Source organism: Photorhabdus namnaonensis (genome assembly GCF_001684335.1).
Lineage (GTDB): Bacteria > Pseudomonadota > Gammaproteobacteria > Enterobacterales > Enterobacteriaceae > Photorhabdus > Photorhabdus namnaonensis.
On the sequence record NZ_LOIC01000082.1, the window covers coordinates 63,635 to 79,306 of the forward strand.

The window sequence follows — 15,672 nt, forward strand, 5'->3', positions numbered from 1 at the left end:
ATTACCATTGGTATTATTCTTTAATTTAACTATTTGCTGTCGATAGCAATAGTTGTAATTTCTACGTAATGTTCTGGTTTCACCATTGATTTAACGGCAATAGTGGTATTGACCGGACGTATATCGCCAAATTTCTCATTAAATGCTCGACAATAATCATCAAAATGTTGGAAATCTGTTAAATGTGTTACTGTGCTAACAACATCAGTCAGTTCTGCACCAAGTTCTTTTAAATATTTCTCAATTTTTTCTATGATAAATAGAGTTTGCTCGTAAGCATTTTCCCCCATAACATTTCCATCACCATCTGAGGCGACACATCCTGCAATAAAGATTTGATTGCCAACTCTTTTTCCTCTCGAATATCCCATTTTATTTTCCCACGGGGAGGGGCTGAATACTGTTTTTCTAACTTCATGAGATGACATAAATACTCCTATAAATGAAAATATATAAGAAGAAGATTTGGGAATAATAAATTAATTTAAACAATTTATTCTATTAACTAAAAAATATCCGTAAATCAATGTAGTATTAATAAAAGTATATAAATTCTGATATGTCAAATAAAACTAATTATTAAAATGGAATAATTTTTTGTTTTTTTATTAAAAAAATGAATAAATATTTTCTCTTGACAGCAAAGTTATTTTTTATAGAAAAATTTCTATTATTATTGAATTGGTTATGTATTAAAGACTTGAATCTGGCTATGTTCTGGCTATTCTTGTATTTGAAAGTCACCTTAGTTAGAACTATACATGATGATTAGGTTGTCTTAATTTTGATGAAAATTTTATTTATTAATAAAAATAGATAATTTAAAGAGTGAATAAAATGGGTATAAAGTAATAATTGTTAACTGATGATGGGGTGGATATGGGCGTTTTTATTTTTATTGAAGCAAGACCAGTTGAGTGTTCAGCGATTGATTATATTAGAAATTTAGGATTTTCTCCTGTATTGTTTACTTCGATGGAATCAATGAATAAAGGATTATATGATGATTTGAAGAAGGAATTATTCGATAATATTTATTATTTAAATACGAGAAGTAGTGTAGATATCATTAATTTAATTAAAGATAACAACATTCCTGTTGTAGCGATCTTGGGCTGCTATGATGATTTTATGATTGTAGCGTCTGAAGTGGCGTTAGAATTCGGTTTGCCTCATTCGGATATAGATGGTTTGAGGAACGCATTTAGTAAGAAGAATGTTAGAGATATCCTGGCACAGCACGGTTATGAACAACCTGCCTACGAGGTTTTTCCTTATAATAATATGCCAGAAAATCCTAAAGTTCCTTTCCCATTTGTTATTAAACCACTTCGTGATGCTGGGGCTTATGGAGTATCGCTTTGTAAGTCTCAAGATGATTACCGCCATGTGATTTCAGAAATTTCATCTAATGGCACGATGTCGATGCTCGGTGAAGTTAATGAGGAGTTCTTGATAGAAGAATTCTTGCAAGGAAATTTTTATGGAGCGGAATTAATTTATAATAATAATGCATGGCATGTAATTGGTATCAATAGAATTTTCGTTTCTCCTAATGATGACCTGTGTATGATAGGTTTATCTCATCCTGCTGAGCTATCTGAACTTGAGTTTACAATAGCTTGTAAGCTTGTTAAAGAGTGGGTAGCCGTTTTGGGATTACGAGGTGGGGCAATAAATGTAGAATTTATTTATACCTCTAGCGGACCAGTATTAGTTGAAATTAATTTACGTATAGCGGGTGCCAGAGCCGCTCAACAGATCTTCATGACCTCTGGAATTAATATGGTCAAATACTTAGTCGATTTTGTTTGTGGTATCGAGAGTTCTATATCACCGGAGTCAGAAATAGTTTATCCATTTGTTGCTGATGCATTTGTTTTTTATCGTGATGAGGGGATGGTAAATGATATCGGGGTAGATACTGATATCCCTTATTTTATTTCCGCTGGGTTTAAAAAAACGCCTTTTACTATTTCACCTAAAAATAAAAGTTCGTCCAAAAATAGAAGTTCGTTTAAAAATAAAAGTTCATCGAAAAATAAGAATTTTGGTTCTATTGTTGGTTATGTTCTGGCTTATGGTGATAGCTGCGAGGAAGCGATGGAGAATGCGACACGTATTGCTAACAGTGTTCGGTTAACAACAAATTAATAAGAGATCATCATTATGGCTATCCTGATGGGGTTGATTTCAGCATTGTGCTGGGGAAGTACTGATTTTCTGGCAGGGCAAGTGGCAAGAAAAGTTGGCGTTGCTAAATCTTTATTCTACAGCCAGCTATTTGGTTTTTTTGTTTTATCGTTGCTGCTGTTTTTTTATTTTGAGATGTCGTTTGTTAATGCAAACTTCTTGCAACTGACTATATGTGTTGTTGCTTCGGTTTGCAATTTAATGGCAATGGTGTTTCTGCTTAAAGCGTTATCGATCGGCAAAGCCTCTATTGTCGCGCCGATTGTTTCGCTTTATGGGGCCGTTACCACGATTTTGTCATTGATAAATGGGAAACCAATGACCGCTTTGGTTTTGTTTAGTCTATTTATTTGTGTTGTTGGCGCTTGTCTAACCAGTATACCGAAATCAAAAGATGGACAACGAGAATCATCCGGTTCAATTTTCTTCGCGCTTTTATCTTCATTAATGTTTGGTTTAGGCTTCTGGCTGCAAGGGGAATTTGCTGTTAAAGATCTGGGTGTTATCAATGCATTATGGGTTTATTATTTAACCGCTGTGATTCTTTTGTTCCTCACGTTGTTAAAAAAAAGGAATTTATCATTACCGCCGATTTCAATTATCGCTCTGGTTTTTTCAATTAGTTTTTTTAGTTTGATAGGGTTTGCTTCATTAGCTTACGGTTCTGCTACGGGACATGTCGCCGTTGTTACCGTTCTGAGTTCATTGGCAAGTGGCGTCACCGCTTTATTAGGCTTTTTTATTCGCGGAGAACGGTTGAGCCGAATTCAGTGGATGGGCATTGTGGTAATAATTGTGGGTGTTATTCTTTTGAAATTATGACGTTTATGATAGTTTGTTTCCCCGAATTCTTCGGGGAAACAGTGAAGTAATTACATTGATTTAGGTGCTAGCTTAATTATTTCATTTGATGATTTTCACTTTTCTCTATTATGACCTTCTTATTTTGCTGATGATGATCTAATGCCGCTATGGATGAGTAAATGAAACGGCCAAATAAAATCAGAAAGCTGATAAGTAAAACCAATTTAATTATCTGAGATCGCTTCTTTTTTTTCATAGTTTGAAATCGCTATATTGATTCCTCGGCTATTTCTAATTGCCAACCTGTAACGTTATGCCAGTAACCTTGCTCTTTTTCCAGATCAAGCTGCATCAGCGTGTTTTCTGATAAATAATTATAAGGCAGGTAGAGCGCCCAATGACCATCATCAGTAATTAGTCTGAGTGATTCAGGGGTAGTTGTGGATTGACGTTGATTATTGAGTAACGTTGCCAGACGTAGGATTTGAATTAATGGCAGATACTGCTTTTTCTTGAATAAATTGAATCTTGGCAAATCATCCAGTTTTATTGTTTTGCGATGACAGCGAACCAAGGTTGCCAACAGTAATTGTTGTTCCTGATTAAAGCCGGGTAAGTTGGTATTTTGTAGAATGTAGGCAGAGTGTCGTTGTAATCCGCTTAAGTTAATACTTAATCCAACTTCATGTAACATTGCAGCCCAGTGTAAAATCGTTTCGAGTTGAGGTTGCGCCAGTTTGGGGTTCTGGATTGCCCACTGTTGGTAAAGTGTTTCAGTCGTATTAAGTACACGCTTTGCCTGCTCTCTGTCGATATTATAGTGTTCAGCCAGGCTTCTTGCGGTTCTCTGGCGAATATCTTGATGACGGAAACGGCCTTCCATTTCATATAAAACGCCTTCACGTAGCGCACCATCTGAGAGTTGTAACGCTTTTATATGCAGAGTATCGAATATACCGCATAAGATAGCTAAACCAGGAATAAAAAAGTGTTTACGATCATCCGATAGCCCGGGTAAGTCGAAGGTTTTTAATTTCTTGAATTTGAGTATTTCTTTGACCAACATCTCCAGTCGTTCAGGGGTGATTAATCCGTCCTTTTCTCCCATTGCGACCAGTACTTCGTAAACCGCTTTAATTGTCCCGGATGCCCCCAGCGCTGAATTCCAACCCGTGATGCGGTATTGCCATGAGAGATTTTCTAGTTTTTGTGCGGCTTCAAGCCGCGCTCGGCGGAATTTTTCTGCGCTAATTTCGTCATCGGGAAAAAATTGGTGGGCGAAACTAATGCATCCCATTCGGCGGCTTTCTACTAATAATGGTTCAAAATTTTCACCAATCACCAGTTCAGTGGAGCCGCCGCCAATATCAATCACCAGTTTACGGTCTTTTTCTGGTTGCGTATGTTCCACTCCCATATAGATTAGACGGGCTTCTTCATGGCCGGAAATAATTTCAATCGGGTAGGGGATAACGTCTTTAGCGCGTTCAATAAATTCTTTTGCATTACTGGCTTCACGTAGGCTGTGAGTGCCCACCAGACAAACATTATCAGCAGGAAAGCTTTGTAATCGTTCAGCAAATAGAGCCAGACAGGCGAGACCGCGCTCCATCGCTTCTTCGCTTAATTGGCTGTTGTGGTCAAGGCCGTCGGCGAGATGGACGCGTTGTTTTAAGCGGCCCAGGATCTGAAATGCGCCGTTAACAATTCGTGCGATAATCATATGAAAACTGTTTGAACCCAGATCAATAGCCGCAATTTCTATTGGTCTGGGTGTTGGCTTGTCGTGTGTTAGCGGCATAAATTAAGCTCTTGGTTCAGGTTGTTCGAGGGCTTTTATATAGTCATAAATAGCCAGTTGCGCCCGGATTTTCCGCTTATTTCCTCGTGGCACATAACTATTGCTCAGTTCTTTATCAACGTAACGGGCTTTAACCGTATCATTGAATTGTAATTCGAGAATATCCAATACCCGTTGTTTTAATTGTGGATCAAGTAGGCAAACCGCAACTTCAATTCGGTAGTCGATATTACGGGTCATCCAATCGGCAGACGACAGAAAGACTTTTTCATCTCCGTCATTAGTGAATACGTAAACCCGATCATGCTCGAGGAAACGGTCAACGATACTGATGATCTGAATATTTTCGCTAAACCCTGGCTGATTGGGCACTAGTGAACACATACCACGTATCAGCAGACGTATTTTTACCCCCGCTTCGGAAGCGTCGTATAAGCGGTCCACCAGTTCTTTATCAACCAGATTATTAATCTTTAACGTAATGCCTGCGGGTTTATTTGCTTTGGCGTTGGCGATTTCCTGTGAAATAAGCTGGTTGAGCATCGCGCGGGAATTTTGCGGCGAGACCATCAGGTTTTCAAATTTAACTGGACGGTAGGGATTTTCAATGAAGTTGAATACTCGACGTACTTCGTTAGTAATTTGTGGATTGGCTGTCAGCAAGGAGTAGTCGGTGTAGAGGCGAGCGGTTTTTTCATTAAAATTACCCGTACCAATATGAGCATAGCGAACAATTTCTTCGCCTTCCAGACGGGAAATAAGGAACAGCTTTGCGTGAATTTTTAGTCCCGGTGCTGAGAAAATAACATGTACACCCGCTTCGGTTAGCCGTTTGGCCCAATGAATATTGGCTTCTTCATCAAATCGGGCCTGTAATTCAACCACGACGGTCACTTTTTTACCGTTATGGGCAGCGTGGATCATGGAATCAATAATGCGGGAGTCTTTCGCTACCCGATAAATATTGATCTTGATGGAAAGTACACTTGGGTCGAAAGAAGCCTGACGTAATAATTCCAACACATGTTCAAAGGTGTGATAGGGATAATAGAGCAGCACATCTTGTTCACGAATCGCATCAAAACCATTGCGGAAATTATCAAACCAGGTGTGTCGTAATCTCGGCAAAGGTTTATTGAGTAGATTTCTCTTCCCTTCATTGGGGAATTTAATGAAATCTTTAAAATTGTGATAACGTCCGCCAGCAATCACCGAGTCATCGTTTGACAGACCAAGTTTGCTACGCAGTAATTCCACCATTTCATCTGGCATTTCTCGCTGGTAAACGAATCTTACCGGTTCCGCTGTCAGCCGTTGTTTCAGCGTGGATGACATCAGTTCGAGCAAGCTTGATTCCATCTCTGTGGCTAGATCATATTCAGAATCACGGGTCATTTTCATTGAGTAGGCGTTCAGTGAATCATAATCGAAAAAGCCTTTGAAAATTTCATCAAGACAATAACGCATAATATTATCTAGCAGGATCATTGACTTGCGGCGATGCGGCATTTCAGGCGGCAAGTTAACAAAACGTGGCACCTTATCTGACGGAATTTCCAATAGTGCATATTGAATATTCTGTCCGTGGACAATTTCAACGGCCAGATAAGTGTAGTCATCTTTCAGAAATTCAACCAGGTTGGTTTCTGGATTGATTAAGATTGGCGTAGTGTGTGGCCGCAGATGTTGACGAAAATATTGACGTAACCAGATTTGTTGATTGGGTGAAATTTGTCGTTCATTGATTAGAAAAATTTGATTACGAGCGATTTCTAATAGCAATTCATTATAGAGTACATCAAATTCTTGATCGGTTTTAGCCACTTTAGCTTGAATTTTTTTCAGTACATTTCGAGCGCTGGTGGCCGATCCTCGTTCTTCATTAATTAATATCCGCCGTTTTACATCAGCAAAACGGACTTTGTAAAATTCATCCAGATTATTGGAGTAAATACCAAGGAACCGCATCCGTTCTATTAATGGATTGCTCTTATCCGCCGCTTCTTGAAGCACACGTTCGTTGAATGATAACCAACTAAGTTCTTTCTCGGTATAGAGCCTGTCTTGGGACATTGTTACTCCAGGTGTTAAGGTAAAAGTATTAAAACTTTGAATACGACAGGGCGTCGTTTGTCGCTATATTTCTGTCTGTAATTGCTGACTCATTTTTTCATCTTCCTTGGATACAAAATATTGATGTTGGAAAACGCACATGCGAATGGCTGTGTGGTAACGACCATTCATAAAGAATTCGTCTATTAATTCGCCTTCAGTATAGAAACCTAGCTTATTATAGATGTGAATGGCCTTGGCGTTCTCTTTATCAACAATCAGGTAGAGTTTATACAGATTAAGGACGGAAAATGCATATTCCATTGCCAGTTTTGCCGCTTTGGTTGCATGACCTTGGCCTTGATGTGCAGGAGCGATAATAATCTGAAATTCTGACCGGCGGTGGATATAGTCGATTTCGACTAATTCAACTAAACCCACTTTGGCGTCAGAGCTTTCGATAATAAACCGGCGCTCGCTCTGGTCGTGAATATGTTTGTCATAGAGATCGCATAGTTCAACGAAAGCTTCATAAGGTTCTTCGAACCAGTAACGCATAACGCTGGCATTGTTATCTAATTGATGGACGAAAGGCAGATCTTCCCGCTCAAGGGGGCGTAACCTAACAGGTGGGGTATGAGAACCACCAGACATTTGACACCTCAGTGTTTTTAGTAAAAAAGGAGCATAATTAATAATAGTTCGCAGTGCCGGGTATGCTACCACAGCACTGTAATTAGCCGTTAATGCCGTTAATATACCCATTAGGGTATAAGTAAATTATTCTGCGGCATAGCCTTCTGGAGGGAGAATCTTTCCATCCAGATACGCTTTGCCATTAACCATACTTAGGCGCTCTTCGATAAACCAGTTGATAACTAACGGATAGATGTCGTGCTCCTGAGTCTGAACCCGTTTAACAACCTCATTTTCCTGATCACCGGCAAAAATAGGAACTTTAGCTTGCAGGATCACCGGACCGCCATCCAGTTCTTCTGTTACAAAATGGACGGAAGTACCGTGCTCTGTATCACCATTTTCTATCGCTTTGCGGTGAGTATGCAGGCTAGGATATTTGGGCAACAGAGAAGGGTGAATGTTTAATAGGCGGCCAAGATAGTGTTGCACGAAATCTGGCGTCAGAATACGCATATAACCAGCAAGGACCACTAAGTCTGGTTGATATTGATCAATGGCATGTTTCAACGCTTCATCATAAGCCGGACGATCTGCATAGTCTTTCGGGCTAACAACATGAGCGGGAATATCCGCCTGTTTAGCGCGTAACAGACCGTAAGCATTTGCTGTATTACTGAATACCGCGCAAACTTGCCCATGAATTCTGTTCTGCTGGCAGGCGTCAATCACCGCCTGGAGATTGCTGCCGCTGCCAGAGATGAGTACAACGATATTTTTCATTTAATAATGACCTGTTGTTCACCCTCTTGCAGTGTCGCGATAGAGCCGATACGCCAAGCTTTCTCACCGGCGGCAGTGAGCAATTCAATAGCCTGTTCAACGGCTGTTGGTGGTAATGCAATTACCATCCCGACACCACAGTTGAATGTGCGGTACATTTCATGGCGGCTAACATTGCCTGTCTGTTGCAGCCAATTAAATATGGCCGGCCACTGCCAACTGGATTCGTTAATCTGTGCCTGGGTATTTTCAGGTAGAACACGCGGAATATTTTCCCAGAAACCGCCGCCGGTTAGATGAGCAATAGCGTGAACATCAACGTGTTCGATTAAGGATAAAAGGGATTTCACATAAATTTTTGTCGGGGCGAGCAGGTGATCTGCCAGTGATTTACCTTCAAGCTCGGTTGCTTCTGGATCGGTGTTGCTGACGGCCAGAATTTTGCGTATCAGAGAATAGCCGTTTGAGTGAGGGCCGCTGGCGGCAAGGGCAATCAAGGCATCACCCGCTTGAACCTTACTGCCATCAATGATTTCTGATTTTTCAACCACACCGACGCAGAAGCCGGCGACATCATAATCTTCGCCGTGGTACATCCCCGGCATTTCCGCAGTTTCTCCACCAACCAGGGCACAGCCGGATAATTGACAGCCTTCCGCGATACCGGTGATAACGCTGGCGGCAGTATCAACATCCAGTTTTCCGGTTGCATAGTAATCGAGGAAAAATAGGGGTTCCGCGCCTTGAACAACCAGGTCATTAACGCACATTGCAACTAAGTCAATGCCGATAGTGTCATGGCGTTTGAGATCCATTGCCAGACGTAACTTGGTGCCGACGCCATCAGTACCAGAAACCAGAATGGGTTCGCGGTATTTTTGTGGTAATGCGCATAAAGCGCCAAACCCGCCTAAACCACCCATAACTTCCGGGCGACGGGTCTGTTTTACAACACCTTTAATACGGTTGACTAAGGCATTACCGGCGTCGATATCGACACCGGCGTCTTTATAACTGAGAGAGGTTTTGTTGGTCACTCGAAGCCCCCAAGGCGGTTGCGTTTGATAAATTAAGACAGAATAGTAACAATTCTAACAGTCTAAGCAAACGTTTGCGAGACTCTTGTTTAGGATCAAAATTCTCGCAAGTAGGGCTATGTTTGATGAAAATCAACGGATTGGTAGTGGTGTTATGGTTAAAAGAGGGTATAATCTCGCGGTTTTTTTGTCTGCTGGCGACATGACATACAGTAGGAGAAGTCCATGAAGATCGTTGAGGTGAATCACCCACTTGTTAAACATAAACTCGGTCTGATGCGAGCGAATGATATCAGCACCAAACGCTTTCGTGAACTGGCCGCAGAAGTTGGAAGCCTTCTGACTTATGAAGCAACTGCTGATTTAGAAACTGAAAAAGTCACTATTGATGGCTGGTGTGGTCCGGTGGCAGTTGAGCAGATTAAAGGTAAAAAAATAACTGTCGTACCTATTCTGCGTGCGGGGTTGGGGATGATGGATGGTGTATTGGAGAATGTTCCCAGTGCCCGGATCAGCGTCGTAGGGGTTTATCGTAATGAAGAAACCTTAGAACCTGTCCCTTATTTCCAGAAATTGGCCTCCAATATTGATGAACGTATGGCTCTGGTGGTTGACCCTATGTTGGCAACCGGCGGCTCTATGATTGCAACTATCGATTTACTGAAAAAAGCCGGCTGCCAGTCGATTAAAGTTCTGGTTTTGGTGGCCGCTCCTGAAGGTATTGCTGCGTTGGAAAAAGCCCATCCTGATGTGGAACTGTATACAGCTTCTATTGATGAGAGACTCAATGAACAGGGATACATTGTGCCTGGCCTGGGGGATGCAGGTGATAAGATATTTGGTACGAAATAATAAGTTAGCCGACTTTTGAGTCGGCTTTTTTTTGGTTCTAACGCAAGAAGATTAAGAGGATAAAGAAAATGACCCGTCGTACGATTGGTGTAGATGAGCGGCCTCCTTTTTTACAGACCATTCCACTCAGTCTCCAACATCTTTTTGCTATGTTTGGTGCGACGGTATTGGTGCCGATTTTGTTTAAAGTCAACCCGGCGACAATTTTGCTGTTTAACGGTATCGGTACATTGTTGTATCTGGTGATTTGTAAGGGAAAGGTTCCGGCGTATTTGGGATCGAGTTTCGCTTTTATTTCACCGGTCTTATTGCTGTTGCCACTGGGATATGAATTAGCCTTGGGTGGCTTTATTATATGCGGCGTGCTGTTTTGTCTGGTTTCACTGATTGTCAAAGTGGCGGGGAGAAGTTGGATTAACGCGTTGTTTCCACCTGCGGCAATGGGGGCGATTGTGGCTGTTATCGGTCTGGAACTTGCTGGTGTTGCGGCTGATATGGCGGGTTTGCGTCCGGTGGAAGGCGCCGGTGTTGATCCAACAACATTGACAATTTCTCTGGTAACGCTGGCGGTAACTGTCCTTGGTTCAGTGATGTTCCGTGGATTTCTGGCTATTATCCCGATTCTCATTGGCGTATTGGTAGGTTATGCGTTGGCGTTCTTGATGGGGGTGGTTGACCTGACGCTAATACGTGAAGCGCCGTGGTTTGCATTGCCAACTTTTTATACCCCACGTTTTGAGTGGTTTGCCATTATGACTATTTTGCCCGCGGCGCTGGTTGTGATAGCGGAGCATGTTGGTCATTTAGTTGTGACGGCGAATATTGTGAAGAAGGATTTGTTAAAAGAGCCGGGGTTGCATCGTTCTATGTTTGCAAATGGTTTATCAACTGTAATTTCCGGTTTCTTTGGTTCAACGCCGAATACGACTTATGGTGAAAATATTGGTGTCATGGCAATTACCAAAGTGTACAGTACCTGGGTTATTGGCGGTGCTGCGATACTGGCGATTTTGCTCTCCTGCGTCGGTAAATTGGCGGCGGCAATTCAGGCCGTACCGGTTCCAGTCATGGGCGGTGTCTCGCTGCTGCTTTATGGGGTTATTGGTGCGTCAGGTATTCGGGTGTTGATTGATTCCAAGGTGGATTACAACAAAGCACAAAATCTTATCCTGACTTCCGTGATTCTTATCATCGGTGTCAGTGGGGCAAAAATTAATATCGGTGTCGTTGAACTTAAAGGCATGGCGTTGGCAACGATTGTAGGTATTGGTATGAGTTTGATTTTCCGTCTGGTTACTGTTTTCCGTCCCGAAGAACGATATATTGAATCTTCCGTTGAATCTGTTAATCGGAATCATTAACTGAAGCAATAAATTCGATTCATTACCCCCGCTTTGAATGATTTAATCAGGGAAGAGCGGGGATGATGGTTATCATTTTATCTGTAAGGGAGATTTGATGCGAAATTAAGTAAGCCATAAAGTATCAGCATGTTTAGGCGTAACATTCAGTAATAAAAAAGGAGCGAAAAGCTCCCTTCAAGTGTTTATCGGACTACGTACCAGTTTCGTTTTTCATTGAGATACTGAACAGTACCCTCTCTTTCGGATTTTTTTAGGGCGCTGTAAGCGGCTCTCATACGTTCCGCTTTTTTAGCTACCGCTTTTTCGAGTTCAAGCTTTTCTTTTTCAGCTTGTTCGTTATGTATGTATGACATAACCCCTCCCGTTTGGATCTAACTTATCTATTATGGTAAAGCCGTTTTGTGTCACAAATCGATTAATATATCGTTTATAGACCCTGTTCAGGCGCTCATCCGCAGCAAGCAAAATGTACCCGCTAGGGCTGACCGCATTATAGTGCTCATTAATCAGCCTTTCAACTGCGTACATAATCCCTATCATCTGATTATGGTTATTTGTAGGACACCTCTCAAATAGCGTGTTATTGTCTAAATTGTTTTTTGCATCAAATGAGACTTCAAAAAAATTGTTTAGATCGAAGCTGTAATTTTCAGGTAAAACGACAGAAGGATCTCCCTTTGAAATAATCTCCATTATCCCCGTCATCTTTCAAGTTGCCTCTTTGTTGGCTGCACTCGCTCACCCCGGTCACATAGTTTGCTATGCTCCCGGGGATTCACTCCCTTGCCGCCGCGATGCACCTTGAAATCCATAGGGTATATAATCAAGGTATATTCCACGCCAGACACCTCAAAATCTGAGATATGTGCTTCACCATATCCGAGATTCTCTATTTTAAAGGGCATAGATTTTCCTAAAATTTCAACGTATTGAAACTTTATATTCCAATGTTCTTCAATCAATTGATTTCAGCGCAGTATAATACAGAATCTCTTGTTCAAGCTTAATGTGAAAGATAAATGCGTGCGGCGCCGCAAAAAAAGAGGTTACAAAGTCAGTTAGCGATATCTGTTAGTTAGAAGTAACAGGTATCGCTTATAATTTTATGCTTGTTCTGATTTCAAATTAATTAATCAGGTACCGCTTATTCATTGAAATTGCGGTAGATAATCACAGTTTATTGTTAATACGTCATTCAACAGTGGTGAAGCAATGTCTACATCGGCAACCAGTGGGTTGGTGATCAGTGCCAATAGTGCGGCGTGGCGGTCGCCATGAACTGCTGCTTTGATCGTTAAGCGTTCATAGGTTTTTATCTGTTGTGTCAGAGGATACATACTGTCAGGCAGGCGGCCGAATGTCAGCGGGCGGGCGCCTTCTGCATTAATAATACAATTGGTTTCAATGACGGCATCATCCGGCAAACCCCGAATAGCTCCGTGGTTTGTGGTATTGACTACCAATTGGCTATCGAGATTGTTATGAATGGCGCAAATCAGATCCAGTGCAACCTCAGAATAGAATGAACCACCGCGGAAACTGAGTTGCTCAGGCTTGTGATCAAGTTCTGGATCAGCGTACAGTTCGAATAGTTTCTGTTCTACTTTCATCACTTGTTCTGCCCGGGTGCCTTGTGCGACAGCGGCTTTGTGCTCTTCTTGTAACATATTGCGGGTTTGGTAGAAGTAGCGGTGATAAGGGCAAGGGATTGCGCCTAGTGCCTTAAGGAGTGGCGGAGGCCAGGGCGCTTCTTGAATATTATTCATGGTTAAGACTGCACCATTGCATAGCATATCAAGTACCTGTTGAGTTTTATCCTGACCAGCAACCAGTACTTGATGTACCCAGACCATATGATTCAGCCCGGCAAAGTGTAACTGCACGTCCTGATAAGGGCGTTGTAGCATATTAGCTATCATGTGATGCATTGTGACCGGGACATTACATAGGCCAATGATTTTTGCTTTGCTATAGCGGGAAATTGCTTCGGTAACGATCCCTGCTGGATTGGTGAAGTTAATAATCCATGCGTCCGGTGCAAGTTGTTCAACTTTATGGGCAATATCCAGCAAAATGGGGATGGTGCGTAGTGCTTTGGCAAAGCCGCCTACGCCGGTGGTTTCCTGACCGATCAAGCCATATTTTAGCCCCAGACGCTCGTCCGCGGCGCGAGCCGGAAGCTGGCCGACACGCAATTGAGTTAAAATAAAACTGGCGCCGCGAATGGCGTTATCTGGTGTGAAATGGACGCTGACAATAACGTGTTCCATGCCATGACGAGCTAACATACGGCGAGTAAGCGCGGCGATAATTCCTACTTTCTGTTTTCCACTGTCAATGTCAACTAATGCCAGCTCGGATAGTGGAATGTTTTTTTGGTGTTGAATAAGCCCTTCGACTAATTCAGCTGTGTAGCTGCTACCGCCGCCAATAACGGCTATTTTGATTCGTTTCATACCTTTTCCTCTTCATCTTGTGATGGTATTCGGCGATAGAGTTCAATCATATCGCTGGCAAGATCTTGAATAACCATTGCGTTCATTAAATGATCCTGCGCATGAACAGTGATGAGATTGACAGGTAATTTACCGCAGCCTTCATCCAATCCGATGAGGGTGGTTTGAATCGTGTGTGCTTCTTTGATTGCCTGTTGGGATTCAGTCATCAGTGTTTGTGCCGTTTGAAAGTCGCCGTTTCTGGCATGTTGTAATGCCATTAGGGCATGACTGCGTGCGCTTCCGGCATGAACCAGTAGTTCTACAATAGTTTTTTCTAAATCAATGGTTTGTCCTAAATCCATGTGTAAATTCTCCGAAAATTAGGGTTGGGATTGAGTTTCTACACCGGTGGATGCTGTGTTTTCTCGCTGTTTATTTTCTTCGTTGACCAACTGTTTTTCATAAATTTTGAAGAAGGGATACCAGATAAAGAGGTCGATTATCATTAGTATGAACACGAGCACAGCCGCACGATAATCCCAGGCGGCGGAAATCATTGCGCCGAATGGCGCTGGCGCAGTCCAGGGGGAAAGGGCGACCATTTTATGCACTAGGCCAAGATGCAGAGTGCTGTAGGACAATACTGCATTGACCAATGGCACAACCAGTAGTGGAATGAATAAGGTTGGATTCATCACAATGGGTGAGCCAAACAGTAGTGGCTCGTTAATATTGAACATGGACGGAACCACGCTCAGTTTTCCGATAGTACGCAAATGTATAGAACGGCTGCGCAGATAAAGGAACGCCAGAACCAGTGTGGAACCAGAGCCGCCAATACAGATATAAAACGACCAGTAAGGGTCAGTAAAAATTTGTGTTGTAGCTATATCTTGAGCCATTAGTGTTGCATTAGTAGCAATATTTGCCATAAAAATAGGAGCCATCAAACCAGTGACAATGTTGGCGCCATGAATACCGGCAAACCACAGCAGGTTGGCAATGAGTAACGCTAATATAATGGCGGGTAGAGTATCCCCAACGGAAATGAGGGGGTGGAATATTTGCATTATGGCTGCGGGAATAAGTAGATTGAATTCACTCTGTAATAGCAAGCTGGCAGGATAAACTGTCAACAAGATGCCTATGACTGGGTACAAAAGTTCAAAAGAACGGGCAATTGCTGGCGGCACTTGTGTTGGCATTCGGATGGTAATGTTATATTTTTTTAGCAAACGAGTTAGTTCAACTGACCAGATAGCGCAAATTAATGCGGTAAATACACCCGTGCCGCCGAGGAAATCGAGTGCTATTTTGTTTTCTATCTGTGGTGCGGCGGCTAGCAAAAACGCCATTAGTGATAGTAAAGCAGAAGTTAGCCCATCCAAACCGTAAGATTTAGCTAAACTGTAGGCGGTGCCGACCGAAACAAAGACACTCATTAATCCCATAGTCATAAAGTAAGGCATAGTGATGGTGACCCAGTGAGTTTTGGCAAAGGACAACCAGGCTTGGCCGAATGAGGATGCAGTCTGTAAATCGAAGGGTGGGTTTGCCACAATTAACATCATGCTGCCGATGATCAAAAATGGCATGGCTGAGATAAAGCCGTCACGCATTGCAATAATATGCCGTTGGTTACCGATTCGCCCGGCAATCGGGATAATATAGCTTTCTAAGACGCGCGTAAAAGAGGTGTAGAGACTCATGAG

General features: G+C 42.2%; 15 protein-coding genes. 4 read left to right on the forward strand and 11 right to left on the reverse strand.

The genetic code is table 11. The features are described from left to right. Nucleotides 1–29 precede the first annotated feature (29 nt). The gene (locus tag Phpb_RS16985; RefSeq protein WP_036805111.1) at nucleotides 30–428 is read right to left on the reverse strand and encodes a RidA family protein; all 399 of its coding nucleotides are present in this window, start codon (nucleotides 426–428) and stop codon (nucleotides 30–32) included. A gap of 451 nt (nucleotides 429–879) precedes the next feature. Between Phpb_RS16985 and Phpb_RS16990 the strand changes: the two genes are divergently transcribed. Next, on the forward strand, nucleotides 880–2,154 hold the full coding sequence (locus Phpb_RS16990; protein WP_065391381.1) for an ATP-grasp domain-containing protein: 1,275 nt from the start codon (nucleotides 880–882) through the stop codon (nucleotides 2,152–2,154). A gap of 15 nt (nucleotides 2,155–2,169) precedes the next feature. Beyond that, nucleotides 2,170–3,015 (forward strand): DMT family transporter, encoded by an 846-nt coding sequence (locus Phpb_RS16995; protein ID WP_065391382.1) that lies wholly within the window; start codon nucleotides 2,170–2,172, stop codon nucleotides 3,013–3,015. A 250-nt stretch (nucleotides 3,016–3,265) separates the two neighbouring features. On the opposite strand, the gene ppx is transcribed toward Phpb_RS16995, so the two are convergent. From ppx to purM, 5 genes are all read right to left on the reverse strand, one after another. Beyond that, nucleotides 3,266–4,798: an exopolyphosphatase gene (gene ppx / locus Phpb_RS17000; RefSeq protein ID WP_065391383.1), complete on the reverse strand. Its 1,533-nt coding sequence runs from the start codon at nucleotides 4,796–4,798 to the stop codon at nucleotides 3,266–3,268. Between the two features lie 3 nt (nucleotides 4,799–4,801). Continuing rightward, the gene (gene ppk1, locus Phpb_RS17005) at nucleotides 4,802–6,871 is read right to left on the reverse strand and encodes a polyphosphate kinase 1 (protein WP_036805124.1); all 2,070 of its coding nucleotides are present in this window, start codon (nucleotides 6,869–6,871) and stop codon (nucleotides 4,802–4,804) included. A gap of 63 nt (nucleotides 6,872–6,934) precedes the next feature. Then, entirely contained in the window at nucleotides 6,935–7,504 is a 570-nt protein-coding gene (gene speG / locus Phpb_RS17010) for a spermidine N1-acetyltransferase (protein WP_065391557.1), read from the reverse strand. A 126-nt stretch (nucleotides 7,505–7,630) separates the two neighbouring features. Further along, a complete protein-coding gene (purN, locus tag Phpb_RS17015) occupies nucleotides 7,631–8,269 on the reverse strand; it encodes a phosphoribosylglycinamide formyltransferase (RefSeq protein WP_065391384.1) in 639 nt (212 codons plus the stop codon). Further along, on the reverse strand, nucleotides 8,266–9,306 hold the full coding sequence (gene purM, locus Phpb_RS17020) for a phosphoribosylformylglycinamidine cyclo-ligase (protein WP_065391385.1): 1,041 nt from the start codon (nucleotides 9,304–9,306) through the stop codon (nucleotides 8,266–8,268). The genes purN and purM overlap by 4 nt, the downstream gene beginning before the upstream one ends. 225 nt (nucleotides 9,307–9,531) lie before the next feature. Here purM and upp point away from each other — a divergent pair, with 225 nt between their 5' ends. After that, nucleotides 9,532–10,158 carry a uracil phosphoribosyltransferase gene (upp, locus tag Phpb_RS17025; RefSeq protein WP_036805138.1) on the forward strand — a complete coding sequence of 209 codons (627 nt, stop codon included), beginning with the start codon at nucleotides 9,532–9,534 and terminating at the stop codon, nucleotides 10,156–10,158. A 68-nt stretch (nucleotides 10,159–10,226) separates the two neighbouring features. Next, entirely contained in the window at nucleotides 10,227–11,519 is a 1,293-nt protein-coding gene (gene uraA / locus Phpb_RS17030) for a uracil permease (RefSeq protein WP_065391386.1), read from the forward strand. A 185-nt stretch (nucleotides 11,520–11,704) separates the two neighbouring features. Here uraA and Phpb_RS26110 read toward each other — a convergent pair whose 3' ends face one another. The 5 genes from Phpb_RS26110 to Phpb_RS17055 all read right to left on the reverse strand — a co-directional run bounded on the left by Phpb_RS26110 (nucleotide 11,705) and on the right by Phpb_RS17055 (nucleotide 15,669). Then, a complete protein-coding gene (locus Phpb_RS26110) occupies nucleotides 11,705–11,875 on the reverse strand; it encodes a hypothetical protein (RefSeq protein WP_160297038.1) in 171 nt (56 codons plus the stop codon). After that, nucleotides 11,859–12,227 (reverse strand): hypothetical protein, encoded by a 369-nt coding sequence (locus Phpb_RS17035; RefSeq protein ID WP_065391387.1) that lies wholly within the window; start codon nucleotides 12,225–12,227, stop codon nucleotides 11,859–11,861. Before Phpb_RS17035 ends, Phpb_RS26110 begins: the two co-directional genes overlap by 17 nt. 443 nt (nucleotides 12,228–12,670) lie before the next feature. Then, complete coding sequence (locus Phpb_RS17045; RefSeq protein WP_065391389.1) at nucleotides 12,671–13,978, reverse strand: 6-phospho-beta-glucosidase; 1,308 nt, start codon at nucleotides 13,976–13,978, stop codon at nucleotides 12,671–12,673. Beyond that, a complete protein-coding gene (locus Phpb_RS17050; RefSeq protein ID WP_205634797.1) occupies nucleotides 13,975–14,322 on the reverse strand; it encodes a PTS lactose/cellobiose transporter subunit IIA in 348 nt (115 codons plus the stop codon). The genes Phpb_RS17045 and Phpb_RS17050 overlap by 4 nt, the downstream gene beginning before the upstream one ends. An 18-nt stretch (nucleotides 14,323–14,340) precedes the next feature. After that, on the reverse strand, nucleotides 14,341–15,669 hold the full coding sequence (locus Phpb_RS17055) for a PTS sugar transporter subunit IIC (protein ID WP_065391390.1): 1,329 nt from the start codon (nucleotides 15,667–15,669) through the stop codon (nucleotides 14,341–14,343). Nucleotides 15,670–15,672 lie beyond the last annotated feature (3 nt).